The 23,222-nt window shown below is 59.9% G+C and carries 23 protein-coding genes; 3 read left to right on the top strand and 20 right to left on the bottom strand.

Annotated elements, in window-relative coordinates; all coding sequences use genetic code 11:
* The first annotated feature begins 320 nt into the window (after positions 1-320).
* Entirely contained in the window at positions 321-743 is a 423-nt protein-coding gene (locus tag L6D64_RS20025; RefSeq protein ID WP_176508549.1) for a DoxX family protein, read from the top strand.
* 35 nt (positions 744-778) lie between these two features.
* On the opposite strand, the gene L6D64_RS20030 is transcribed toward L6D64_RS20025, so the two are convergent.
* The 7 genes from L6D64_RS20030 to L6D64_RS20060 all read right to left on the bottom strand — a co-directional run bounded on the left by L6D64_RS20030 (position 779) and on the right by L6D64_RS20060 (position 8,560).
* Complete coding sequence (locus tag L6D64_RS20030; protein WP_176508550.1) at positions 779-2,359, bottom strand: glycosyltransferase family 39 protein; 1,581 nt, start codon at positions 2,357-2,359, stop codon at positions 779-781.
* A 329-nt stretch (positions 2,360-2,688) separates the two neighbouring features.
* Positions 2,689-3,879 carry a multidrug effflux MFS transporter gene (locus L6D64_RS20035; RefSeq protein WP_176508551.1) on the bottom strand — a complete coding sequence of 397 codons (1,191 nt, stop codon included), beginning with the start codon at positions 3,877-3,879 and terminating at the stop codon, positions 2,689-2,691.
* Positions 3,880-3,926: 47 nt separating this feature from the next.
* Positions 3,927-4,538 carry a thermostable hemolysin gene (locus tag L6D64_RS20040; RefSeq protein ID WP_176508552.1) on the bottom strand — a complete coding sequence of 204 codons (612 nt, stop codon included), beginning with the start codon at positions 4,536-4,538 and terminating at the stop codon, positions 3,927-3,929.
* Positions 4,539-4,549: 11 nt separating this feature from the next.
* Positions 4,550-6,031, bottom strand: coding sequence for an AMP-binding protein (locus tag L6D64_RS20045; RefSeq protein ID WP_176508553.1), 1,482 nt, complete (start codon positions 6,029-6,031; stop codon positions 4,550-4,552).
* Positions 6,028-6,960 carry a TauD/TfdA family dioxygenase gene (locus L6D64_RS20050; protein ID WP_176508554.1) on the bottom strand — a complete coding sequence of 311 codons (933 nt, stop codon included), beginning with the start codon at positions 6,958-6,960 and terminating at the stop codon, positions 6,028-6,030. The genes L6D64_RS20045 and L6D64_RS20050 overlap by 4 nt, the downstream gene beginning before the upstream one ends.
* A gap of 129 nt (positions 6,961-7,089) precedes the next feature.
* Positions 7,090-8,028 (bottom strand): LysR family transcriptional regulator, encoded by a 939-nt coding sequence (locus tag L6D64_RS20055; RefSeq protein WP_176508555.1) that lies wholly within the window; start codon positions 8,026-8,028, stop codon positions 7,090-7,092.
* Between the two features lie 25 nt (positions 8,029-8,053).
* Entirely contained in the window at positions 8,054-8,560 is a 507-nt protein-coding gene (locus tag L6D64_RS20060; RefSeq protein WP_176508556.1) for a MarR family winged helix-turn-helix transcriptional regulator, read from the bottom strand.
* A 125-nt stretch (positions 8,561-8,685) separates the two neighbouring features.
* Between L6D64_RS20060 and L6D64_RS20065 the strand changes: the two genes are divergently transcribed.
* Entirely contained in the window at positions 8,686-9,498 is an 813-nt protein-coding gene (locus L6D64_RS20065) for an alpha/beta fold hydrolase (RefSeq protein WP_176508557.1), read from the top strand.
* Positions 9,491-10,660 (top strand): MFS transporter, encoded by a 1,170-nt coding sequence (locus L6D64_RS20070; RefSeq protein WP_176508558.1) that lies wholly within the window; start codon positions 9,491-9,493, stop codon positions 10,658-10,660. The genes L6D64_RS20065 and L6D64_RS20070 overlap by 8 nt, the downstream gene beginning before the upstream one ends.
* A 140-nt stretch (positions 10,661-10,800) precedes the next feature.
* On the opposite strand, the gene glmS is transcribed toward L6D64_RS20070, so the two are convergent.
* The 13 genes from glmS to L6D64_RS20135 form a co-directional block, all read right to left on the bottom strand.
* The gene (gene glmS, locus L6D64_RS20075; RefSeq protein ID WP_176508559.1) at positions 10,801-12,636 is read right to left on the bottom strand and encodes a glutamine--fructose-6-phosphate transaminase (isomerizing); all 1,836 of its coding nucleotides are present in this window, start codon (positions 12,634-12,636) and stop codon (positions 10,801-10,803) included.
* A 2-nt stretch (positions 12,637-12,638) separates the two neighbouring features.
* Positions 12,639-13,415: a DeoR/GlpR family DNA-binding transcription regulator gene (locus L6D64_RS20080; RefSeq protein WP_176508560.1), complete on the bottom strand. Its 777-nt coding sequence runs from the start codon at positions 13,413-13,415 to the stop codon at positions 12,639-12,641.
* Positions 13,416-13,585: 170 nt separating this feature from the next.
* On the bottom strand, positions 13,586-14,953 hold the full coding sequence (glmU, locus tag L6D64_RS20085; RefSeq protein ID WP_176508561.1) for a bifunctional UDP-N-acetylglucosamine diphosphorylase/glucosamine-1-phosphate N-acetyltransferase GlmU: 1,368 nt from the start codon (positions 14,951-14,953) through the stop codon (positions 13,586-13,588).
* Between the two features lie 123 nt (positions 14,954-15,076).
* The gene (locus tag L6D64_RS20090) at positions 15,077-15,496 is read right to left on the bottom strand and encodes a F0F1 ATP synthase subunit epsilon (protein WP_060507758.1); all 420 of its coding nucleotides are present in this window, start codon (positions 15,494-15,496) and stop codon (positions 15,077-15,079) included.
* A 44-nt stretch (positions 15,497-15,540) separates the two neighbouring features.
* Positions 15,541-16,917 (bottom strand): F0F1 ATP synthase subunit beta, encoded by a 1,377-nt coding sequence (gene atpD / locus L6D64_RS20095; protein WP_054884840.1) that lies wholly within the window; start codon positions 16,915-16,917, stop codon positions 15,541-15,543.
* Positions 16,918-16,944: 27 nt separating this feature from the next.
* On the bottom strand, positions 16,945-17,805 hold the full coding sequence (gene atpG, locus L6D64_RS20100) for a F0F1 ATP synthase subunit gamma (RefSeq protein WP_013974905.1): 861 nt from the start codon (positions 17,803-17,805) through the stop codon (positions 16,945-16,947).
* 48 nt (positions 17,806-17,853) lie between these two features.
* Positions 17,854-19,398 carry a F0F1 ATP synthase subunit alpha gene (gene atpA / locus L6D64_RS20105; protein ID WP_085676550.1) on the bottom strand — a complete coding sequence of 515 codons (1,545 nt, stop codon included), beginning with the start codon at positions 19,396-19,398 and terminating at the stop codon, positions 17,854-17,856.
* A 21-nt stretch (positions 19,399-19,419) separates the two neighbouring features.
* Positions 19,420-19,956 (bottom strand): F0F1 ATP synthase subunit delta, encoded by a 537-nt coding sequence (locus tag L6D64_RS20110; protein WP_003253191.1) that lies wholly within the window; start codon positions 19,954-19,956, stop codon positions 19,420-19,422.
* A 12-nt stretch (positions 19,957-19,968) separates the two neighbouring features.
* The gene (locus tag L6D64_RS20115) at positions 19,969-20,439 is read right to left on the bottom strand and encodes a F0F1 ATP synthase subunit B (protein WP_027917106.1); all 471 of its coding nucleotides are present in this window, start codon (positions 20,437-20,439) and stop codon (positions 19,969-19,971) included.
* 57 nt (positions 20,440-20,496) lie between these two features.
* Positions 20,497-20,754 (bottom strand): F0F1 ATP synthase subunit C, encoded by a 258-nt coding sequence (gene atpE / locus L6D64_RS20120; protein ID WP_003097235.1) that lies wholly within the window; start codon positions 20,752-20,754, stop codon positions 20,497-20,499.
* Between the two features lie 143 nt (positions 20,755-20,897).
* Positions 20,898-21,767, bottom strand: coding sequence for a F0F1 ATP synthase subunit A (gene atpB / locus L6D64_RS20125; RefSeq protein WP_176508562.1), 870 nt, complete (start codon positions 21,765-21,767; stop codon positions 20,898-20,900).
* A 16-nt stretch (positions 21,768-21,783) separates the two neighbouring features.
* Positions 21,784-22,191, bottom strand: a complete 408-nt coding sequence (locus L6D64_RS20130; protein ID WP_008092225.1) for a F0F1 ATP synthase subunit I — start codon at positions 22,189-22,191, stop codon at positions 21,784-21,786.
* Between the two features lie 149 nt (positions 22,192-22,340).
* Positions 22,341-23,213, bottom strand: a complete 873-nt coding sequence (locus tag L6D64_RS20135; protein ID WP_054884844.1) for a ParB/RepB/Spo0J family partition protein — start codon at positions 23,211-23,213, stop codon at positions 22,341-22,343.
* Positions 23,214-23,222 lie beyond the last annotated feature (9 nt).

The raw sequence follows: 23,222 nt of genomic DNA on the forward strand, positions 1-23,222 counted from the left end.
TCTCCAGCGTTTCTTAATAATTGTAAGTGCTTATTTCGAGAATGATCGTCGAAAGCGGCGCTGGAGATAATCGTTCATTTTTCATTAATTGATGCACAGGGGCGATCAATCAGGCCAGCACTGCGCTTTCTGAAGCAGACAGTGGACTCGGTCCAGCCTTTTGTTGAGCGTTCTAATTGTCCTGTTTTATGGAACAATCATTCACTTTCAACACCAATTGTCTTGATCGGTTCTTCGCTCCAGAATGGCCCCATACCGCAGACAACGCCACCGAGCACAGCGCGGTGAGCCATTCGAACTCAAGCATCAGGAGCTACAAAATGATCAATTTCAAAGGTACAACTGCAGTCGTAGGCCGCGTGTTGCTGGCCGTGCTATTCCTGCTGAGCGGCTTCAGCAAGCTGACCTCGCCGGAAGGCACCATTGCGTATATCGAATCAAGCGGCCTGCCCTTCCCGGTACTGAGCTACCTGGCAGCACTGGGTGTTGAACTCGGTCTCGCAGCATTGCTGATCATCGGCTTTCAAAGCCGCATCGTCGCCGTGGTCATGGCGCTGTTCACCGTAATGGCAGCCTTCGCTTTTCATAACAACCTGGCGGACCAAGGGCAGTTCATCAACTTCTTCAAAAACCTCTCGATCGCAGGCGGCCTCTTGCAGATTGCAGCGTTTGGCGGCGGTGCGCTGAGCGTGGATGCGCTGCTGGCGCGGCGGGTAGGCAAGACGGTGATGAAAACGGCCTGAAGGCAAATTGAAGGTTCAGGCGGCCAGGCCGCAAATTAGTTCGCTTTAGCATTGTAGGGCGCGTTAATAGTGTAAAGGCGCACTTGGGTATCGCCGACTTTCAGCCTACTTACCTTGTTCCAATTGTTCGGTATGGAAGCGAAATCATCAGGCGGTTCGCTGTTACTTATCAACCAGACTCTGCTTTGGCTGACGGGTAATTTATCAAGGCTGTCGAGGTAGATTTTATCGGCATCATTGTTCACCAGCGTGCCAAATCCATAATTGCCTGGCCGACCCGACGCGCCGTTGGCCAGGGGGGGCGTATAGAGCAGTGGAACAGAACCGGTCTTGTTGTAGTAGACATAGCTGAAATACCAGAAAAGATCGCTGACGACGATCCGGTCATTCGCACGATAATTTTCATTGACGAAGTTGACCAGCTTGTTGAACTGATCATCATCCTTTTGGTAATAACCACTCAGGCCAACCACCTCTACGGCCAATAAGGTCGCCAGTGTGATGAGTGCGGTGTAGCGATAATGACGCTTCATTCGATCAATGGCGACTGCCAGCACGACCGGTAAGCCCAGGGCCGAAAACATCAGATAGCGCTCGACCAGAAGTGGCGTTATCCATGAGATTGAAAACACGACGATCAACGGGAGAAACGTATATATCGCCATGAGCACATGGAATTTATGGCGGCTTCGATCATGCACACAGACAGCGCCCGTTACCAGCGCCAACGCCAGTGGCAGAGCAAGGTAGACTGGCCATGTCAGATTCTGGCCATCGGAAAGGACCATGAACTGCCAGATTGTCGATGGCAGGGAATACAGGGTAACGGGCAGTATCCAGCCAATGTCACCACCCGCCTTGAGTTGGTCAAGGTGCTGCAACAGGTCGATCAAGCTGGGAATCCACGGGGTATACAGCAGGACGATCATGCCGTTGGCTATCCACCATGCTGGCCGAGCGACCAGGCGGCGTTTTTCACCTCGTACAAGCAATAGATACGCCCAGTGGGACAGTACGCAAAGGCCCGTGAAATAATGCGTATAGAAACTTGCCGCCATCAATAGTACATAGACGAAAAGGTAGCGGTGTCGCTCAGGTTTCTTTATCCAATATACAAGCGCAATGGTGGCTCCCAGCAGCAAGAAACCCATCAGGGCGTACATGCGCGCTTCCTGACTATAACGCACGGCAATGGGCAGCAAGGCCAACAAAACACCGGCCATTACTGCTGCACGACGTGTGGCAATCAGGCAAACCAGCCACATGCCCAGGGCTACAGTACCGACACCTGTCAGCACGCTGATGAACCGGACCGAGAAGACACTGTCCCCGAATGCGCCTATCCAGGCATGCAGAAGGAGAAAGTAAAGGGGTGGGTGTACGTCATGGGCGCTGTGGGTCCAGATGAGCGAGGGTGAGTACTGGCTCATTAACAAACTGGAGCCCTCATCGCACCATATTGCGGAGGCCGTTGAGCCATAGACTCGAGCCAGCATGGCGAGAAACAGGATTGGCACCGGCCAGAGTCTCTTGGCCCATAGCGCGAGTTTTTCGAACTTGATCGCATTGCCGGGCACTGGGGCTTGCGCGCTGACGTTGCGTTCGTGAAACCTCATGTTTCCTCCAGCCCAGCGCAGCCTTTGTGAGCGCTTTTATGCGACGTATTGCAATCACTGGGTCAATCGATCAGCGCCAGGCATTCCTCATGGAAATCGTCAAAACCTGAGTACCACTCTCAAAATGTAGTACACGGTTACCCACCTGCTGCTTATCGAGGACCTTCGGCAGCGCTCTCCGCCTGCTGCCGTGGATGCGTCGATCAATCTCCTGTACCTGCCGATCAACCACCCGGATCAAGGTACTTTCGCGCTTCATCAAGGGGCTGCTCGGCGCTGCCTGGCAGACCCCGGCAGCAGATGTGCTGCACCACCGGGGTCGGCACGCGTCAGGCCACCGAGGCCTGACGCTGCACGCGCACGCTCAGCATGCCCGACAACGAGATCAACCAAAGCACCAGAAACACGCAGGCAATTGCCAGGTTCGAGGTCAGCGGCAAAGCGCTGACCAGCGCCGAGGCCAGTGACCCGTACACCAGCATCAGGCAGCCTTGCAGGCTGGCGGCAACCCCGGCGCGGTCGGGGAACAGCGACATCGAGTTGGCCATGGCGTTGGAGAAGATGAAGCCCTGACCGAACGCGACCAGCATGATGCCGCCCAGGATCGAGACCAGGTGAAGGTCCTCTGGCTGCGCGGCGATGGTCACCACGCCGAGCACAAACACCGCCATGCCTGCCCACATCAGCCGCCGTGGCTTGACCTGCCGAATCAACGCACGGTTGACCAGGGTGCCGACCAGGTAGCAACTGCCCACGGCCAGGGCGGTGGTGCCGAAGTATTGCGCGCTGTGCCCCAAGCGTTCCTGGACGATGTGCGGGCCGAACACGTTCCATAACAGAAACGCCGAGAAACTCGAGCCGAGCACGACCACCGAGGCACGAAAGCGGCTGTCAGCCAGGATGGGGCGGTAGCCGGCGCAGGTCTGCAAGGCACTACGTCTGTTCACTGCGGGCAACGACTCCTTGAGCCCTGCCAGCACAAAGGCCAACACGATCACCGCGTATACGGCGTACAGGACGAAGTTGTAGCGCCAGCCCAGGTGCACTTCGATCACCCCGCCAATGTAGGGCGCGATCACCGGCCCCAGGCCGAAGGCCAGGCTCAGGTAGATGATCGCCACGTAGAAACGCGGCCCTTTGACGATGTCCACCAGCAGCGCACGGGCAACTACCTGGCAGGCGCCGATGGCGAAGCCTTGCAGGGCGCGGGCGAGCAGCAGCATCTCGATGGACGTGGCCACGGTTGCCAGCAGGCTGCCCGCGAGGAACACCAGCAGCCCCAATTGCACCGCCGGCCGCCGCCCACGGGCATCGGCCATGATGCCGAAGAACAACTGCCCCAGTGCGTAGAACAGCAGGGTGATGGTGATGGTGTTCTGCATCAGTGCCGGGCTGGCTGACAGCTCACGGCCAATGGAGGGGATACTCGGCGCGTACAGGTCAATGGCAATACCGCCCACGCTGTTGATCAGCGGCGCCAGGAATACAATGAAATTCTCGTAACGTTTGGTCGCGTTCATGCTTACCTCCGGCGCGCCGGGCAGAGGATGCCCGGCGCGCGTCGTGGTCAGGCCGAGGCCTGGCAATTGAAATGGGGCAGGGAATGGCCCAGGCCCGCGGCAGATGCCGGTGCGCTCATCCAGATGCTCGGGGGCGACAGTCGCGCGGCCACCACGCGCGGGCCTTGTTGGTAGTAGGAACCCCAATTGACCTGCGGATCCTTGACCCGGGCTTGATCGGCGCCGCCCAGATCGTCGAGGGTATCGACGATCGGGGTCAGCAGCTGGCGCACCTGTTCGGTCGCGGTCAGCACCACCAGGCCGAAGTTGCGCAGGGCCAGGGTCTGGATCACGTTGTTGAGCAGGTATTTGCCGGCGCCGCTGCCGCTACGAAACGAAGCGAAGGCGCCCACTTCGGCAATCCGCGCCCGGTCCAGTCCATAACGCTGGTCCAGGCTCTGGTCCAGGTAATACTCGCTGAACAGCTTGCCCGAATCGCCGTAGCTGATGCCGGCGCAGGCGTAACCTGGCGCGCCGCCATTGGAACCGGTCAGGCAAACGAACAGGTCCGGCTGCGGCTCGGGGGTGGCATCGTAGTGCTTGAGGTAGTGGGCACGCACCGCCTCCTGCAGACAACGGTAGCCGGGCCGGCCTTTGTAGAAATTGCGCACGATGTACATGGGGTTCTTCCTCAGGCGTACATCTGGTCGATGAAACGCGCTTCGATCTCGGCCCGTCGCGGTCGCCCGGTCACGGTGTAGAACTGCTCGCGGAACTGCGCGATGTCCTCGATTACACGAATCTGCCGGACCCGGGCGAAATCGGCCAGGCGGTGTTCCAGGCGCGCCATTTCGCGGCGTACCTGGTCGCTGCCGGCGCCGCTGAGCACGATGGCGCAGGGCTCGTCCTTGCCTTCGCCCATGACGATCATGTCGTCTACCAACAGGCTTTCTTTGTAGACGTTCTCGACCCACTCGGGCGAAATGTTGCGCGCCGTCGAGAGGATGATCACGTGCTTCTTGCGCCCGGTGATGTACAGGAATCCGTCGCGCAGTTCGGCGATATCCCCGGTGTGCAGGTAGCCATCTGACAGGTCGCAAGCAGTGTCATCGGCGTTGTAGTAGCCGGCGCACAAGGTAGGCGTGCGCACCAGCAACTCGCCGTCGACCAGCTTGGGCTCGATGCCGTCGAGCAGCTTGCCGGCCGAACCGATACGCCGCTCGGCTGGCGAGTTCAGCGAGATGATCGATGAGTTTTCGCTCAGGCCATAGGCCTCGAATACCTGCACGCCATGGGCCTCCAGCGCCTCCAGCACGCTGACCGGGATCTTCGCGCCGCCGGTGATGATGTGTGGGCGCTGGGCACCGAACAGCTGCTGCACCGAACAGTCCTGCAGCAGCGTGTTGGCTTCCTCCAGCAGCTTGGGCGGCAGGTAGAGGAAATTCGGCTCGTTGGGTGCGATCAGCTCCAGATAATGCCTGGCGTTACCGCTTGCCGCGCCGTACTCGGGCACGCCTTCGGGCATCAGCGTGAGGGTGCCGCCGGACAGGATCGGAATGAACACGCCTAGCACCTGCTCGATCAGCAAGCTCATTGGCACGATCGAGAAATAATGCAGCGGGTGCTGGGGCAAGCGCTTCATGACGTTGTCCACCAACAGGCTGACCGCCTCGTCTCGAATCATCACGCCCTTGGGTTTGGAGGTGGTGCCCGAGGTATGGATGATCGAGACGATGCCATCCGGAATCAGCTCGTCCTCATTGCGCCACTCTTCCCCGATGGCCTGGTTCATCAACTGGCCGGGAATGAAGCAGGGCTTGTCCGGCAGGATGTTGTGCAGCCGCTTGGCGGTTTTCTCGTCGCGCACCAGCACTGCCGCGGCCTTGCCCAGCAAACTGGCGATCTGGTCGTCGGAGAACTCGATCGGCACCGGCAGCAGCACCGCACCTACCTTTTGAATGGCCAGCAAGGTATAGACCCACTCGTAGCACGAACGCATGGCAATCCCGAACACCTTGCGTTCGCAGCGCCCCACGCGCCCCTCCAGGGCGCTGGCCAGGCGCAGTACGTCGCGGCGTAGTTCGTGCAAGGTGTATTCACGGCCATCCATTTCACGGATGACGACGCGGTCAGGCGTGCTTGCCAGATAGTCCTGCATCTTTTGGCTGATCATTGGCCGTTGCCTCCCAGGCGGTAGCTTTGCGCACCGAAAATGCGCCGCGAAGGGTCATCCAGACGGCGACGGCCGTGCATGACGCGGGTGTTGTCGATGACGATGACATCGCCTTTCTTCCAGAAGTGGCTGTAGGTATTGCGCTCGGTCACTTCCTTGATTTCATCCCAGATTTCCAAGGCGATATCTTCGCCGTCGCTCCAGGTGATACGCGGCGGTTCGTAGTTGACGCTGGGGCCGAGCATCGAATTGCAGAACGCCTTGCGGCCGCTGAAGCAGCTGGTTTCCACCGCCGAAATGATCAACTGCGAGGCAATCAGGTTCTGGTCGATGCGCCGATAGGTTTGCCCCGCCACTTGATCATTGACCTGTTGCAGGTGTTCGTCGGTAATGGCCTCGAGCGGCAGTTGCAGTTCAATGCTCAGGAAGCGTTTGACGTTCTGCCAAGGGATGCGCCGGCTATAGCGAATCTCGCGTTGTTCGAACAACTTGCGGGTTTTCGCTGACAGATCGAACAGGACCCGCTGGCCATCGCACAGTGTGGTTTGCGAACCGACATCGGCCGCTTCCAGGCAATAGAACCATTGCAAGTCGGGGTTGAATGGCAAGTTGCCGTTTTCGCGGTGCAGGCCCATTTCGTGAATACCGGCTTCGATCTCGGCGGTATTGGCCGTGGCCGCCTTGCGCGCTGGGTCGAAGGTAACCCGCGACGAATGCGCGCTGACGAACTCGTTGAAGTCGGACAGGCTGTCGGCGAAGTCGCGGTAGATCACCGCACCGCTGTGGGCGAGGTCTTCATACAATGAAGCGCCGCTGATCGAATCGCTTACACGCATGTCGCGATCGACCGCAATGACACACTCGAAGCCGTAGCACGGCGTCGGTTGTCGGAAATAGGGAAATACCACAGGTTGGGCGTGCGCCAGCATGACTCATTCCTCCGTGAAGTGTGGGACTCAGGTAGGTCTTGCGCTACCCGATGACCACACGATAAGAGAAATGAGCGGCTGGCTGGTTTTAAGAAATCTAAAAGCGTGGTGAAAATTTAAAAGCCTGTTTCATCGTGCCGTCAACAACACCTCGGCCACCTGTTCGATCAACCTGCGCAGGCTGGCTATATCTTTGCTGTCGCTACGGTCGCGCGCCCAGATCATGTCCAAGGTGAACGTTGGGAAACCCAGCGGCGGCTGGCAGACTTTCACTGATGACGGAATGCGCAGGTGCGGCAACAGGCGCGCCGGCAGTGCGAGCGTGGCCGGTACTGCAGCGACGATGTTGACGCAGGCCTGGTAGCCATTGGCGCGCACCAGCACATTGCGCGAACGGCCGACTTTATCCAGCCAGCTGTCGACCATGTTCTTTTCCGAAATCCACGGTGTCGGGAATACATGGGGCGAGGCGCAGAATTCATCCAGACTCATGACCGCGTCGTTGGCCAAGCCGTTTTGACTGGTCAGGCAGACAAAGTCGTCGTTGACCACCGCTTGCCATTGCAACTCCGGGTGCATCTGGTGGTAGCCCGGGCCAAAGCCGATGGCGATGTCGATTTCCCCTGACATCAACTGATCCACCGGCAGGTCGCGGCTCAGGCGATCGAGGTGCAGCGATGTATTGGCATGAGTGCGCGACAGCATCGCCAGGGTTTGCGGCAGGAACGACAACTCGAAATACTCCGGCGCGCAGAGCCGCCAGACCTTGCGCACGGCTTGCGCAGATGCCTGGCTTTCGTCTTCAGCGCAGCGGTTGACCGACTCGACCACCACGCGCAAATAAGGCGCGATCTTCTCAGCTTTGCTGGTGGGTTGCAGCACCCCTTGGGATGAAGAGAACAACGTGTCGTCGAAGCAGCCGCGCAGCCGCTTCAAACAATAACTGACCGTCGGCTGACTCACGCTCATCAGCTCGGCGGTGCGTTTGGCACTGCGCAACTCCAGCAAGTTGAGAAACACCACGATGTCCTGCAGATCCAACTGTTTGAGGTAGTTGCTGTGGAGCATGGAAATTCCTCCTGAATATTCCAGTTCATGGCGTTGGCGCGCCCTCGCCGGGTAAATGCACGAGCACGTGCTTCAACAATTGGGCGAAGTCTGCGCGCTGTTGTTCACTTAAAGGGGCTAATACCAACTCTTGTATTTCGGTATGGGTAAGGACGGCCTGGTCGATCAATTCCTTACCCCCTGCGGTCAGCGCGACTTGCGAGCTGCGCTTGTCCTGGCTGTCGGCGATCCGCTCGACCATGCCGGCGCTTTCCAGCCGTGCCAGCCGATTGGTCATGGCTCCGGAGGTGACCAGCAGCGAGCGGTAGAGCTCGGTGGGGGTGAGCCGATACGGCGCCCCTGCGCGCCGCAACGTGGCCAGCACGTCGAACTCGCCCTCCTTGAAGCCATACTGGGCCAACGCCTCGGCGCGCAGGCGTTCGAGATGCTTATGGATGCGCATCATGCGCCCGAATATCGCCATGGAAGAAACGTCCACTTCGGGCATCGCCTGCGCCCACTGCGCCACCACGAAATCCACATGATCGTCCATCGTTTTCCTCGACCGAGCCCTTCATCACTGTTAACCCGCACACAAACCTGAACCCCTGCACCTTTAAAGTATCTTAACGTTAAGTTATCTTGACGAAGATGCGACTGAAGGATCAGGAGAGACACATGGCATTTTTCACACAGGGGCCGCACCGCCACTATTACTACGATGCCGGGGCCGGAAGCCCGGTGCTGTTGCTGCACGGCCTGGGCAACAGTGGGCGCGCCTGGATGCCCCAGGTCAGCGCGCTGCTGGGCCTGGGTCACCGTGTCATCGTACCTGACCTGCTGGGCCACGGCGCCTCCAGCCGAGCGCCGGAAGGTATCACAGCCCACGCCCAGGCACTGCAGATGCTTGCACTGCTCGATCACCTGGGGTTGGAATCCACGCATGTCATCGGCCTGTCACTCGGCGGCATGGTGGCGCTGGAGATGGCCTGTCATGCGCCGCATGCCGTGCAGAAGCTGATCGTCGCCGGCACCTTCGCCCACATGAACGATCGCCACCGCCAAGCCACGCTCAGCGACTGGGCCGACGGCCTGCGGCAAACCGATGGGTGCTTGAAGCGCTTCAAGTCGACCTGGCCAGCATTGGTCGGAGCCGAGTTCGCCGCTACCCGTCGTGGTCAACGGCTGTACCAGGCTTGGCATGCCCAGGCCGCGCAGCTGACCACCGCCAACCAGGTGAACTGGTGCCAGGGCATGCAGCAGTACGACCTCAGGGAGCAGCTGCCGGCGATCCAGGCCGCGACCCTGGTGCTGGCGGCCACAGGCGACCAGCTCAGCCCGCGTTCGGAAGCCGAGCTTCTGAGTGAGCGCATCGGCGATGCCCAGCTGCTGACGTTGGCAGGCGACGGTCACGTCTTCAACATTCCGCTCGCCCCAGCGTTCAACCAGGCGATGGGCAGTTTTCTGCGGGAGCAACCTGAGCATGAGTAACGTACCGAGTAAAGCCTGTGTCGGCCTGTTGGCCGTATTGATTGGCCTGAATCTGCGCCCGATCATGGCGGCCATCGGCCCGCTGCTCGGCACCTTGCAGCAGGACCTTGGCCTGAGCAACGCGCAGGCCGGGCTGCTGACTACCTTGCCGGTGATGATGATGGGTTTGTTCGCCCTCTGCGGCCCCTGGTTGTTACGCCTGATTGGCGAGATCAAAGGGGTAGCGTTGGGCATCACCTTGATCGCCATCAGTTGCGCGGCGCGCGCCTATATCACTTCTGGCGCAGCGTTGATCGCCACGGCCATGCTCGGCGGCGTGGGCATCGCGGTGATCCAGGCGCTGATGCCTGCGTTTCTCAAGCGCAGCCACCCGCAGAGCGCCGGCATGCTCATGGGGTTGTTCACCACCGGAATCATGGCCGGTGCGGCCCTGGCGGCTGCTTTCGCGGCGCCCGGCGCAGCAACCTTCGGCTGGCAGCTGACGCTCGGCTGGGCGGCCTTGCCTGCGCTGACCGGCTTGATCGCCTGGGTGCTGGCCGCCGGTAGCGCCCCGGCGCGTACCACCGATGCGAGGTTGCCGTACGACAGCGCGCGGGCCTGGTTGCTGCTGGCGTTCTTTGGCATCGGCACCGGTGCCTACACCCTGGTGCTGGCGTGGTTGCCACCGTTCTATGTGGAGCTTGGCTGGAGCGCTGCCGAGGCCGGTTATTTGCTGGGTGCCCTGACCCTCACTGAGGTGGCCGCCGGGCTGATGGTGTCGGCACTGATCCATCGCTATCCGGACCGTCGCCAGCCACTGACGCTGGTCATTCTGCTGTTGCTGGCCGGTCTGATCTGCCTGATGAGCGCACCGCTGCAACTGGCGATCTTCGCCACCCTTTGCCTGGGCCTTGGCATCGGCGCATTGTTTCCGCTGTCGCTCATCGTCACTCTCGACCACGCTGACTCACCGGCCCAAGCCGGTGCGCTGCTGGCCTTCGTACAAGGCGGTGGCTACCTGATCGCGGCCAGCGTGCCACTGATCGCCGGTATCGTGCGCGATCAGCTGAGCTCGTTGCACTGGGCCTGGGGCATCATGGTCATCGGCGCGTTGTGCCTGCTGGGCCTGGCCACACTGCTGCGCCCACCGGTAGTGCCAGCGACGCAAGCGAGCGGTGCCTAGTCAGCTTGACCACGCGGCCGATGAACTTCACCGTGCCGCCCCATCCTTTCTGAACTGACGCGACCACGCCCCCCTAAAGGGGGCCGTGATCGCGCATGACGGCTTTTATTGTCGGAAACCACTTTCCAGGTGGAATTCGCTTACTCCACTGTCACCGACTTGGCCAGGTTACGCGGCTGGTCGACGTCCGTACCCTTGAGCACCGCCACGTAGTACGAAAGCAGTTGCAGCGGTATGGTGTAGAGGATCGGCGCCAGTTCGTCGACGATGTGCGGCACCTTGATCACGTGAGTGCCTTCGCCGTTGCTCATGCCGGCATTCTCGTCAGCGAACACCACCAGCTCACCACCGCGGGCACGCACTTCCTGCAGGTTGGACTTGAGCTTTTCCAGCAGTTCGTTGTTCGGCGCTACAGTGACCACTGGCATGTCGTTATCCACAAGCGCCAGCGGACCGTGCTTGAGCTCACCGGCCGGGTAGGCTTCGGCGTGGATGTAGGAGATTTCCTTGAGCTTCAGCGCACCTTCCATGGCCACCGGGTACTGCGCACCTCGGCCGAGGAACAGGGTATGGTGTTTGTCGGCAAACAGCTCGGCAGTTTTCTCTACGGTGCTGTCCATGGCCAGGGCCTCACCCAAGCGCGCTGGCAGGCGACGCAGCTCTTCCACCAACTCGGCTTCGACGCCCGCTTCGAGGGTGCCGCGCACTTGGCCCAGCGCCAGGGTCAGCAGCATCAGCGAGACCAGCTGGGTGGTAAAGGCCTTGGTCGAGGCCACGCCGATTTCCGGGCCGGCCAGGGTCAGCAGGGTCAGGTCGGACTCACGCACCAGCGAGCTGATGCCGACGTTGCAGATGGCCAGGCTACCAAGGAAGCCCAGCTCCTTGGCGTTGCGCAGGGCAGCCAGGGTGTCGGCGGTTTCGCCAGACTGGGAGATCGAGACGAATAGCGTATCTGGCTGCACCACTACCTTGCGATAACGGAATTCGCTGGCCACTTCGACTTGGCATGGAATGCCAGCGAGGCTCTCCAGCCAGTAACGGGCGACCATGCCGGCGTGGTAGCTGGTACCGCAGGCGACGATCTGCACGTTACGCACTTTGGCGAACAGCTCGGCCGCCTGCGGGCCGAAAGCCTGGACCATCACATGGTCCTTGCCCAGGCGGCCTTCCAGGGTGCGCTGGACCACGGTCGGCTGCTCGTGGATCTCCTTGAGCATGAAGTGACGATAGGCGCCCTTGTCGGCGGCCTCGGCGCCTTCGTGATATTGCACGGTCTCACGTTGTACCGGGTGGCCAGCCTGGTCCCAGATCTTCACCTGGTCGCGGCGAATCTCGGCGATATCACCCTCCTCCAGGTACATGAAACGGTCGGTGACCTGGCGCAGGGCCAGTTGGTCGGAAGCCAGGAAGTTCTCGCCGTGGCCCAGGCCAATTACCAGCGGGCTGCCGCTGCGTGCGGCTACCAGGCGGTCAGGTTGTGCCACGCTGATCAGCGCAAGGCCATAGGCACCGTGCAGACGCTTCACTGCCGATTTAAGCGCATCGGCAAGGTCCGGAAGGGTCTTCAGGGTGTGGTGGATCAGGTGCACGATGACTTCGGTGTCGGTCTGCGAGCTAAACACGTAGCCCAGACCTTTCAGCTCTTCACGCAGCTCTTCGTGGTTTTCGATGATGCCGTTGTGCACCACCGCCACTTCGTTGCCGGAGAAATGCGGGTGGGCATTGCCTTCGGTCGGTGCTCCGTGGGTGGCCCAGCGGGTGTGGGCGATGCCCAGTTGGCCGTTCAGCGGCTCGGCGGCAACAGCGGCCTGCAGCTCGGCAACTTTGCCGATCCGGCGGCGGCGCTGCAGTTCGCCCTGCTGGGTGTAGACAGCCAGGCCAGCACTGTCGTAACCACGATATTCAAGACGCTTGAGGCCTTCGATGAGAATGGCAGTGATATTGCGCTCGGCTACGGCACCAACGATTCCACACATGTTTATTGCTCCTGGCTGATCGCGGCGCAAATCAGGTTGATGCCGCGGGCTTGAATCTGTTCGCGTGCCGCTGCGGGCAGGCGTTCGTCTGTAATAAGGGTGTGCACGCTGCCCCACGGCAGCTCGAGATTGGGGATCTTGCGCCCGACCTTGTCCGACTCGACCATCACGATCACTTCGCGGGCTACCTCGGCCATTACTCGGCTCAGGCCAAGCAACTCATTGAAGGTGGTGGTGCCGCGCTGCAGGTCGATGCCGTCGGCACCGATGAACAGCTGATCGAAATCGTAAGAGCGTAGTACCTGCTCGGCGACCTGACCCTGAAACGACTCGGAATGCGGGTCCCAGGTACCCCCGGTCATCAGCAGCACCGGCTCGTGCTCGATCTCGCTGATGGCGCGGGCCACATTCAGTGAATTGGTCATCACTACCAGACCGGGCTGGCGGCCCAGCTCCGGAATCATCGCCGCGGTGGTGCTGCCGCTGTCGACGATGATCCGCGCATGCTCGCGAATACGCCCGACCGCTGCACGAGCGATCGCCTTTTTGTAGGCAGAGACAGGTTGCGCGATCTCAACGAGCATCTCCTGGGGTACCGGCACCGCACCGCCGTAGCGGCGCAGCAACAGGCCGTTGGCCTCCAGCGCGGCAAGGTCCTTGCGGATGGTGACTTCCGAGGTTTCGAAACGCTTGGCCAAGGCGTCGACGCTCACCTCGCCTTGCTCGCTGAGCAGGGCCAGGATGTTGTGGCGGCGCTGGGGGGTGTTTCGTTTCGACATGTTCTGATAAGTTTCGATTCGAAAGATATTGGTTGCAATCAAAACCTAAGTTCGCCGGTTCGTCAAGGTGTGGAACAAAATTCCTGGCTACACATATCCCTGTGGATCAGGCAAAAAAAAGCCGACTTATCCACATAAGTCGGCTTTCGATCGAAACAGCTGTGTATAACTCAGCTCTTCTTGATCTTCTCCGGCCGCTTCCAGCCCGAGATATTGCGCTGGCGCGCACGCGCTACCGCCAGCTCGCCCGCTTCGACGGCCTGAGTGATGGTCGAACCGGCGGCAGTAGTCGCACCGGCCTTGATTTCCACGGGCGCCACCAACGAGTTGTTGGAGCCGATGAACACGTCCTCACCCATCACGGTCTTGAACTTGTTCGCACCATCGTAGTTGCAGGTGATGGTACCGGCGCCGATGTTGGTACGTGCGCCGATCTCGGCGTCGCCCAGGTAGGTCAGGTGACCGGCCTTGGCGCCTTCACCCAGGTGGGCGTTTTTCAGTTCGACGAAGTTACCCACATGGGCCTTGGCTTCCAGCACGCTGCCCGGGCGCAGGCGGGCGAACGGGCCAGCATCGCTGCCCTCGCCCATCACCGCGCCGTCGAGGTGCGTGTTGGCTTTGATGATCGCGCCCTTGCGCAGGGTGCTGTCCTTGATCACACAGTTCGGGCCGATCTGCACGTCGTCCTCGATGACCACCTTGCCTTCCAGGATGACATTGATGTCGATCAGCACGTCGCGACCCACGGTCACTTCGCCACGCACATCGAAACGGGCCGGGTCGCGCAAAGTGACACCCTGGGCCATCAGGCGGCGGCCTTCACGCAGCTGGTAATGGCGCTCGAGTTCCGAAAGCTGGCGACGGTCATTGGCGCCCTGCACTTCCATCGGGTCGTGCGGCTGTTCGGTGGCGACCACCAGCCCATCGGCCACCGCCATGGCGATGACGTCGGTGAGGTAGTACTCACCCTGGGCATTGTTGTTCGACAGCCGGCCCATCCAGTCGGCCAGTCGCGCGGCCGGCATGGCCAGGATGCCAGTGTTGCCTTCCTTGATCGCCTTTTGCGCTTCGCTGGCGTCCTTGTGCTCGACGATAGCGGTGACCTGGCCCTGTGCATCACGCACGATGCGGCCATAGCCGGTCGGGTCTTGCAGGGTGACGGTGAGCAGGCCCAACTGCTGGTCGCTGACGTTGGCCAGCAGACGCTGCAGTGTTTCCACTTCGATCAGTGGTACGTCGCCATACAGTACCAGCACCGTGTCGGCGGTGATCGCCGGCAATGCCTGCGCAACGGCATGGCCCGTCCCCAGCTGCTTGTCCTGCATGACGAAATTCAGGTCGTCGGCGGCCAGGCGCTCGCGTACCAGCTCGGCACCGTGGCCGATGACCACGTGTATGCCCTGCGGCTCGAGCTGGCGCGCGCTGTGGATAACGTGGCCGAGCATGGAATTGCCGGCTACCGGGTGCAGCACCTTGGGCAGCGCCGAGCGCATGCGGGTACCTTGGCCGGCGGCGAGAATAACGATATCAAGGGACATTGACTGGCTACCAATCCTGGGCGGTCAGGGATGTGTGACCTGGGAAGAATTCGGAAAAAGAAAAAGGGTAGCCGAGGCTACCCTTTAACTCAATCGCAACGGAAGTATGCGGCCAACGCCGGATTACTTGCCTCTGCGCATTTGCTGGACAGTACGCAGCTGAGCTGCAGCCTCGGCCAGACGTGCGGCAGCAGCACCGTAGTCGAAGTCCGAGCTTTTCGCGTTCAGGGCGTTCTCAGCAGCCTTGAGGGCTTCCTGAGCCTGAGCTTCGTCCAGGTCGGCAGCGCGCTGCACGGTGTCGGCAAGAACCTTCACCATGTTCGGCTGCACTTCGAGGAAGCCACCGGAGATGTAGAACACCTCACGATCGCCACCTTGCTTGGTCAGCGTGATCGGACCAGGCTTGAGATTGGTGATCAGCGGGGCGTGGCCTGGAGCGATACCAAGATCGCCCAGGTTGCCGTGCGCTACTACCATCTCGACCAGGCCGGAGAAGATTTCTCCTTCCGCGCTGACGATATCGCAATGGACTGTCATAGCCATCTGCTTGCCTCAACCTGATTAGCGCCCCTTGCGGGGCGCCGGGATTACAGTTTCTTGGCTTTCTCGATCGCTTCGTCGATGCTGCCGACCATGTAGAACGCTTGTTCTGGCAGGTGGTCGTAGTCACCTTTGAGGATGCCGCTGAAGCCAGCGATGGTGTCTTTCAGGGGAACGTACTTGCCTGGCGAACCGGTGAAGACTTCGGCCACGAAGAACGGCTGCGACAGGAAGCGCTGGATCTTACGAGCACGGGCTACCAGTTGCTTGTCGCTTTCGGACAGTTCGTCCATACCCAGAATGGCGATGATGTCCTTCAGCTCTTTGTAGCGCTGCAGCACATACTGAACGCCACGAGCGGTCTCGTAGTGTTCGTTGCCGATCACGTTCGGGTCCAGCTGGCGCGAAGTCGAGTCCAGTGGGTCAACCGCTGGGTAGATACCCAGGGAAGCGATGTCACGGGACAGAACGACGGTGGCGTCCAGGTGGGCGAAGGTGGTCGCTGGCGACGGGTCGGTCAGGTCGTCCGCAGGTACGTATACGGCCTGAACGGAGGTGATCGAACCTTCTTTGGTCGAAGTGATACGCTCTTGCAGAACGCCCATCTCTTCGGCCAGGGTCGGCTGGTAACCTACTGCCGAAGGCATACGGCCCAGCAGTGCAGATACTTCGGTACCGGCCAGGGTGTAACGATAGATGTTGTCGACGAACAGCAGAACGTCGTTACCTTCGTCACGGAACTTCTCAGCCATGGTCAGGCCGGTCAGCGCTACGCGCAGACGGTTTCCTGGTGGCTCGTTCATCTGACCGTAGACCAGCGCTACCTTGTCGAGAACGTTGGAGTCCTTCATCTCGTGGTAGAAGTCGTTACCCTCACGAGTACGCTCACCCACACCAGCGAACACGGAGTAACCGCTGTGTTCCATGGCGATGTTACGGATCAGTTCCATCATGTTTACGGTCTTGCCGACGCCGGCACCACCGAACAGACCAACCTTACCACCCTTGGCGAACGGGCAGACCAGGTCGATAACCTTGATGCCGGTTTCCAGCAGGTCGTTGCCGCCTGCCTGGTCAGCGAACGAAGGCGCTGGCTGGTGGATACCGCGACGCTCTTCTTCGCCGATCGGGCCGGCTTCGTCGATCGGGTTGCCCAGTACGTCCATGATACGGCCCAGGGTGGCCTTACCAACTGGAACGGAGATGGCAGCGCCGGTGTCGACGACATCCAGACCGCGCTTCAGGCCTTCGGTCGAGCCCATCGCAATGGTACGAACCACGCCGTCGCCCAGCTGCTGCTGAACTTCGAGGGTGGTTTCCGCGCCTTGAACTTTCAGCGCGTTGTAAACACTCGGTACGACGTCACGTGGGAATTCCACGTCGATGACGGCGCCGATGATTTGAACGATACGTCCGCTACTCATAGCTGGATCCTCTGAATTTTTGAACCGTTAAACCGCGGCAGCGCCGCCGACGATTTCCGAGATCTCCTGGGTGATCGCAGCCTGACGCGCCTTGTTGTAGATCAACTGCAGCTCTTTGATCAAATCACCGGCGTTGTCTGTGGCGTTCTTCATGGCGATCATCCGGGCTGCCTGTTCAGCAGCGTTGTTCTCGACCACCGCCTGGTATACCTGCGACTCCACGTAACGCACCATCAAGCCGTCCAGCAGCTCTTTTGCGTCAGGTTCGTACAGATAATCCCAGTGGTGCTTGAGATCCTGATCCGGGGTTGCCACCAACGGTACCAATTGCTCGACCGTCGGTTTTTGGGTCATGGTGTTGATGAACTTGTTCGAAACCACCGAAAGGCGATCGATACGGCCGTCCAGGTAGGCGTCCAGCATCACTTTGACGGAGCCGATCAGATCGTTGATCGATGGCTCTTCGCCCAGGTGGCTGATCGCGGCTACCACGTTGCCGCCAAAGATGCGGAAGAAAGTCGCACCCTTGCTGCCGATCACGCACAGGTCGATTTCAACGCCCTGTTCGCGGTTTTCGTTCATGTCCTTGACCAGGGCCTTGAACAGGTTGGTGTTCAAGCCGCCGCACAGACCACGGTCACTGCTCACCACGATATAACCGGCGCGCTTTACAGGGCGCTCGATCATGAACGGGTGGCGGTACTCCGGGTTGGCGTTGGCCAGATGACCGATCACCTGGCGGATACGCTCCGCGTAAGGACGGCTAGCAGCCATGCGCATTTGTGCCTTGCGCATCTTGCTGACCGCCACTTTCTCCATGGCGCTGGTAATTTTTTGCGTGCTTTTGATGCTCGCAATCTTACTGCGAATCTCTTTTGCGCCTGCCATGTATCACCTATCAGGTTAGCAAGCGGGGGCCGGAGCCCCCGCTGCGGCTTACCAGGTCTGGGTGGCCTTGAACTTCTCGATACCGGCTTTCATGCCAGCGTCGATTTCGTCGTTGAAGTCACCCTTCACGTTGATCTTCGCCATCAGTTCGGCGTGATCACGGTTGAAGTAGGCGATCAGCGCTTGCTCGAAGCTACCGACCTTGGAGACTTCCACGTCAGTCAGGAAACCACGCTCAGCGGCGTACAGCGACAGGGCCATGTCCGCGATGGACATTGGCGCGTACTGCTTCTGCTTCATCAGCTCGGTTACGCGCTGACCATGCTCCAGCTGCTTGCGGGTCGCTTCGTCCAGATCGGAAGCGAACTGGGCGAATGCAGCCAGTTCACGGTACTGAGCCAGAGCGGTACGAATACCACCGGACAGCTTCTTGATGATCTTGGTCTGAGCGGCACCACCTACGCGGGATACCGAAACACCGGCGTTCACTGCAGGGCGGATGCCCGAGTTGAACATGGCCGATTCCAGGAAGATCTGACCGTCGGTGATGGAAATCACGTTGGTCGGAACGAACGCGGAAACGTCGCCAGCCTGGGTTTCGATGATCGGCAGGGCGGTCAGGGAACCGGTCTTGCCAGTGACTGCGCCGTTGGTGAACTTCTCGACGTACTCTTCCGAAACGCGCGATGCACGCTCCAGCAGACGGGAGTGGAGATAGAACACGTCACCTGGGTACGCTTCACGTCCTGGTGGACGACGCAGCAGCAGGGAAATCTGACGGTAGGCAACGGCCTGCTTGGACAGGTCATCGTAAACGATCAGGGCGTCTTCACCGCGGTCACGGAAGAACTCGCCCATGGTGCAGCCGGCGTATGGCGCCAGGAACTGCAGTGCGGCGGATTCCGAAGCACTGGCAACGACGACGATGGTGTTGGCCAGGGCGCCGGCTTCTTCCAGCTTGCGAACGATGTTGGCAACGGTGGAACGCTTCTGGCCGACTGCAACATAAACACAGAAAATACCGGAGTCTTTCTGGTTGATGATGGCGTCGATGGCCATGGCGGTCTTGCCGATCTGACGGTCACCGATGATCAGCTCGCGCTGGCCACGGCCGACAGGGATCATGGCGTCGACGGACTTGTAGCCAGTCTGTACAGGCTGGTCTACCGACTTACGCCAGATCACGCCTGGAGCCACTTTCTCGACCGCGTCGGTCTGGGTGTTGCCCAGAGGACCTTTACCGTCGATCGGGTTGCCCAGTGCGTCAACGACGCGACCCAGCAGTTCCTTACCAACCGGAACTTCCAGGATGCGGCCGGTGCACTTGGCGCTCATGCCTTCGGCGAGGGTGTCATAGGCACCCAGGATCACTGCACCTACGGAGTCTTGCTCCAGGTTCAGGGCCATGCCGAATACGCTGCCAGGGAACTCGATCATTTCGCCGTACATGACGTCGGCCAGACCGTGGATCCGCACGATACCGTCGGATACCGAAACAACGGTACCTTCGTTACGGGCTTGGGAGCTCACATCGAGGTTGTCGATGCGGCCCTTGATGATTTCACTAATTTCGGAAGGATTGAGTTGCTGCATTGCTCTGCTGCCCCTTCAAACTCAAGATTTCAATGCTTCGGCCAGTTTCGCGATCTTGCCGCGAACAGAGCCATCGATTACCAGGTCACCAGCGCGGATGACGACGCCGCCAATCAGGCTGGCATCCTCCGACGCGTGCAGGCGAACTTCCTGGCCTAGCCGTGCACTGAGAACCTTGGCGAGTTTGTCTTGCTGTTCTTGGTTCAACGCGAAGGCACTGGTCACTTCCACGTCCACGGATTTCTCTTGCTCGGCCTTGTACAGGTCGAACAGGGCGGCAATCTCCGGCAAAAGCAGGAGACGGTCATTTTCCGCGGCAACATGAATGAAATTCTGTGCCTGTGCATTGAACTTGTCACCGCACACGTCAATGAACGTGGCGGCCTTTTCTGCGCTCGTCAGTCGCGGGGCCTTGAGCAGGCGCTGCATGGTGTCGTCTTGAGACACCGCAGCAGCCAGGCCGAGCATGGCTGACCAATTGGCCAGTTGCTGATGGGCCTGGGCATGCTCAAAGGCAGCCTTAGCGTAAGGTCGGGCCAACGTGGTCAGTTCTGCCATGATCGCCCTCGCTTAAATTTCAGCGGCCAGTTTGTTAACCAGCTCCGCATGCGCGTTTTGATCGATTGTGGCGCCAAGGATCTTTTCAGCACCGCCAACAGCCAGGGCACCCACTTGGGCACGCAGGGCGTCTTTCGCGCTGTTCAGTTCCTGTTCGATCTCGGCCAGAGCCTGAGCCTTCACACGGTCAGCTTCGACGCGGGCCTGGTCACGGGCTTCCTCGACAAGCTGAGCAGCGCGCTTCTTGCTTTGCTCAATGATTTCGGCTGCCTGTGCTTTAGCTTCACGCAGTTGCTGACCCACTTTTTCTTGGGCCAGCTCCAGGTCGCGAGCTGCGCGGTTGGCAGCGTCCAAGCCGTCGGCAATCTTCTTTTGACGCTCCTGCAGAGCAGTGATGACCGGAGGCCATACGTACTTCATGCAGAAGAGTACAAAAATCAGGAAGGCAACGGATTGGCCAATCAGGGTTGCATTAATGTTCACGCCAACACCTCGCTCGGTCTTAATTCATCACAGCCATCAACTCGTGGTTACGAGTGATTAGCCGGCGATCTGACCAACGAACGGATTCGCGAAGGTGAAGAACAGAGCGATACCAACACCGATCATGGTTACGGCGTCGAGCAGACCGGCAACGATGAACATTTTCACCTGCAGCATCGGAACCATTTCTGGTTGACGAGCAGCGCCTTCCAGGAATTTGCCGCCCAGCAGGCCGAAACCAATGGCGGTACCCAGAGCACCCAGGCCGATCAGCAGAGCAACAGCGATAGCGGTCAGACCAACTACAGTTTCCATCTTTCCTCCCGACTTTTACGTCGTATTGGTTAGGTTTTTAAGTTGAAGCGGTAAAACAAATCGTTTGGTACAGCTGCCCTTGCGGACTTTTAAAGCCCTCCCCCCAAACGAGCGGGGAAGGCTACAAGACACGCCAGGCGGTCTTAATGGTTATCTTCATGCGCCATCGACAGGTAGACGATGGTCAGCATCATGAAGATGAAAGCTTGCAGGGTGATGATCAGGATGTGGAACACGGCCCACGCCCACTGCAGCACGATACCCAGGCCGCTCAGCCAGAGGATGCCGGCGCCGAACATCACGGCGATCAGGATGAACACCAGCTCGCCGGCATACATGTTGCCGAACAGACGCAGTGCCAGCGAGATCGGCTTGGCGATCAGGGTGACGAATTCGAGCAGGAAGTTCACCGGGATCAGCAGGATCTGAACGAAGATGTTCTTGCTGCCGAACGGGTGCAGGGTGAGCTCGCCGATGAAGCCGCCCAGGCCCTTGACCTTGATGCTGTAGAAGATGATCAGGGCGAACACGCAGAAGGCCATGGCCAGGGTCGCGTTCGGGTCGGTGGTCGACACGGCGCGGAACGGAATGTGCGGGTCACCCGAGATTGCCATGGCCAGCTGAGGAATCCAGTCGACCGGTACCAGGTCGATGGCGTTCATCAGGAATACCCAGACGAAGATGGTCAGCGCCAGCGGGGCGATTACCGGGCTACGGCCGTGGAAGGAGTCCTTCACGCTGCCGTTGACGAAGTCCACCAGCACTTCCACGAAGTTCTGCAGGCCGCCTGGTTGACCAGAAGTCGCCTTCTTGGCCGCCATGCGGAAGATGAACAGGAAGATCAGACCCAGCGCGACGGACCAACCCAGGGTGTCCAGGTGGAACGCCCAGAAGCCCATTGCCTTGGCTTCTGCAGCCGAATGGGCAAAGCCCCAGCTGCCGTCTGGTAGTTGACCGTAGGTCAGGTTCTGCAAGTGGTGCTGGATATAGCCCGAAGCGGTTTCTGCTGCCATGGTTGCCTCAAACGCCCTAAGGTCTCGAAAGTCTTTTATTCATCAGCAGGGGCGCGAACCAGCTGACCAAAAGGGTCAACACGAAGACGCCGAAGACTGCTAACGGCGCCAGTGGCTTCACTCCTGCGAAGGTCAGTGCAAAGAGCACTGCCGTCAAAATCATCTTGCCTGCCTCGCCAGCGTAAAACGACTTGACGATGGCTTGTGCCGCCCGAGCTCCGCTGAAGCGAAAAGCCTTCCAGGCGAAATACACATTGGGCAGCCAGGCAATCAAACCTCCGCAAAGGCCTGAATATCCACTGACCGCCCCTTTCCACTGCCACAACACCAAGGTTGCCAGCAGCAGTACGACGAATTGAGCCAGCAGTACCGGAAAAACCGCCCAGCGATGGAAAGGCAGGCGGTTTGGCGTGCGGATTTCCATCACAACTGCTCCTCGGAAGTCGACCAACAAGTCAGTTATGACTTGGCATAATTTGTGCCGACAAAATGCGCGCAGAGTATAGGGGTGGATTAACCCCTATTCAACTCTTCGGTAGTGATTTCCGACTGCGCGCTACAACGGGAATTGTTTCAGCGGATGTGAGCAAGCACGCCTTGCAACTCGTCAAGCGAGTTGTAGCGGATAACCAACTGGCCTTTGCCCTTGTTGCCGTGACGTATCTGCACGGCGGAGCCAAGGCGCTCTGCGAGCCGCTGTTCAAGGCGTGCAATGTCCGGATCAGGTTTGCTCGGTTCGACCGGATCAGGCTTGCCATTGAGCCATTGACGGACCAGTGCCTCAGTTTGGCGCACGGTCAGGCCACGTGCGACAACATGACGCGCCCCCTCTTCCTGACGTTCTTCCTCGAGGCCGAGCAATGCGCGGGCATGGCCCATCTCCAGGTCGCCGTGGGCGAGCATGGTCTTGATGGCCTCGGGCAGCGAAATCAGGCGCAACAGGTTGGCCACGGTCACCCGCGACTTGCCCACGGCATCGGCCACCTGTTGCTGGGTCAGCTCGAACTCCTGCTGCAGGCGCTGCAGGGCCAGGGCTTCTTCCAGCGGGTTGAGGTCCTCGCGCTGAATGTTCTCGATCAGCGCCATGGCGATGGCGGCTTCATCCGGCACTTCGCGCACCATCGCCGGGATGGTGTCGAGACCGGCTTGCTGGGTGGCGCGCCAGCGGCGCTCACCGGCAATGATCTCATAGCGGCTACCGTCGATCGGGCGGACCACGATCGGTTGCATCACCCCATGGTTGCGAATCGAGTGTGCGAGTTCTTCCAGTGCCTCGGGGTCCATGTCGCGGCGCGGCTGGTATTTGCCGCGCTGGATCAGTTCGACGGGCAGGTGTTGCAGTTCTTTCTGGTCGATCTTCACAGCCTGCTCTTCGAGCGCGCTGACGGAAGGACCACTGAGCAGTGCATCCAACCCACGTCCGAGACCCCGTTTCTTAACGGCCATGCGGATTCC

This window comes from Pseudomonas urethralis, from assembly GCF_021602465.1.
In the GTDB taxonomy this organism is placed as follows: Bacteria; Pseudomonadota; Gammaproteobacteria; order Pseudomonadales; family Pseudomonadaceae; genus Aquipseudomonas; species Aquipseudomonas vlassakiae.

Coding starts and splice junctions, on each gene's coding strand:
- L6D64_RS20025 (WP_176508549.1), top strand. CDS start 321: ATGATCAATTTCAAAGGTACAACTGCAGTCGTAGGCCGCGTGTTGCTG.
- L6D64_RS20030 (WP_176508550.1), bottom strand. CDS start 2,359: ATGAGGTTTCACGAACGCAACGTCAGCGCGCAAGCCCCAGTGCCCGGC.
- L6D64_RS20035 (WP_176508551.1), bottom strand. CDS start 3,879: ATGAACGCGACCAAACGTTACGAGAATTTCATTGTATTCCTGGCGCCG.
- L6D64_RS20040 (WP_176508552.1), bottom strand. CDS start 4,538: ATGTACATCGTGCGCAATTTCTACAAAGGCCGGCCCGGCTACCGTTGT.
- L6D64_RS20045 (WP_176508553.1), bottom strand. CDS start 6,031: ATGATCAGCCAAAAGATGCAGGACTATCTGGCAAGCACGCCTGACCGC.
- L6D64_RS20050 (WP_176508554.1), bottom strand. CDS start 6,960: ATGCTGGCGCACGCCCAACCTGTGGTATTTCCCTATTTCCGACAACCG.
- L6D64_RS20055 (WP_176508555.1), bottom strand. CDS start 8,028: ATGCTCCACAGCAACTACCTCAAACAGTTGGATCTGCAGGACATCGTG.
- L6D64_RS20060 (WP_176508556.1), bottom strand. CDS start 8,560: ATGGACGATCATGTGGATTTCGTGGTGGCGCAGTGGGCGCAGGCGATG.
- L6D64_RS20065 (WP_176508557.1), top strand. CDS start 8,686: ATGGCATTTTTCACACAGGGGCCGCACCGCCACTATTACTACGATGCC.
- L6D64_RS20070 (WP_176508558.1), top strand. CDS start 9,491: ATGAGTAACGTACCGAGTAAAGCCTGTGTCGGCCTGTTGGCCGTATTG.
- glmS (WP_176508559.1), bottom strand. CDS start 12,636: ATGTGTGGAATCGTTGGTGCCGTAGCCGAGCGCAATATCACTGCCATT.
- L6D64_RS20080 (WP_176508560.1), bottom strand. CDS start 13,415: ATGTCGAAACGAAACACCCCCCAGCGCCGCCACAACATCCTGGCCCTG.
- glmU (WP_176508561.1), bottom strand. CDS start 14,953: ATGTCCCTTGATATCGTTATTCTCGCCGCCGGCCAAGGTACCCGCATG.
- L6D64_RS20090 (WP_060507758.1), bottom strand. CDS start 15,496: ATGGCTATGACAGTCCATTGCGATATCGTCAGCGCGGAAGGAGAAATC.
- atpD (WP_054884840.1), bottom strand. CDS start 16,917: ATGAGTAGCGGACGTATCGTTCAAATCATCGGCGCCGTCATCGACGTG.
- atpG (WP_013974905.1), bottom strand. CDS start 17,805: ATGGCAGGCGCAAAAGAGATTCGCAGTAAGATTGCGAGCATCAAAAGC.
- atpA (WP_085676550.1), bottom strand. CDS start 19,398: ATGCAGCAACTCAATCCTTCCGAAATTAGTGAAATCATCAAGGGCCGC.
- L6D64_RS20110 (WP_003253191.1), bottom strand. CDS start 19,956: ATGGCAGAACTGACCACGTTGGCCCGACCTTACGCTAAGGCTGCCTTT.
- atpE (WP_003097235.1), bottom strand. CDS start 20,754: ATGGAAACTGTAGTTGGTCTGACCGCTATCGCTGTTGCTCTGCTGATC.
- atpB (WP_176508562.1), bottom strand. CDS start 21,767: ATGGCAGCAGAAACCGCTTCGGGCTATATCCAGCACCACTTGCAGAAC.
- L6D64_RS20130 (WP_008092225.1), bottom strand. CDS start 22,191: ATGGAAATCCGCACGCCAAACCGCCTGCCTTTCCATCGCTGGGCGGTT.
- L6D64_RS20135 (WP_054884844.1), bottom strand. CDS start 23,213: ATGGCCGTTAAGAAACGGGGTCTCGGACGTGGGTTGGATGCACTGCTC.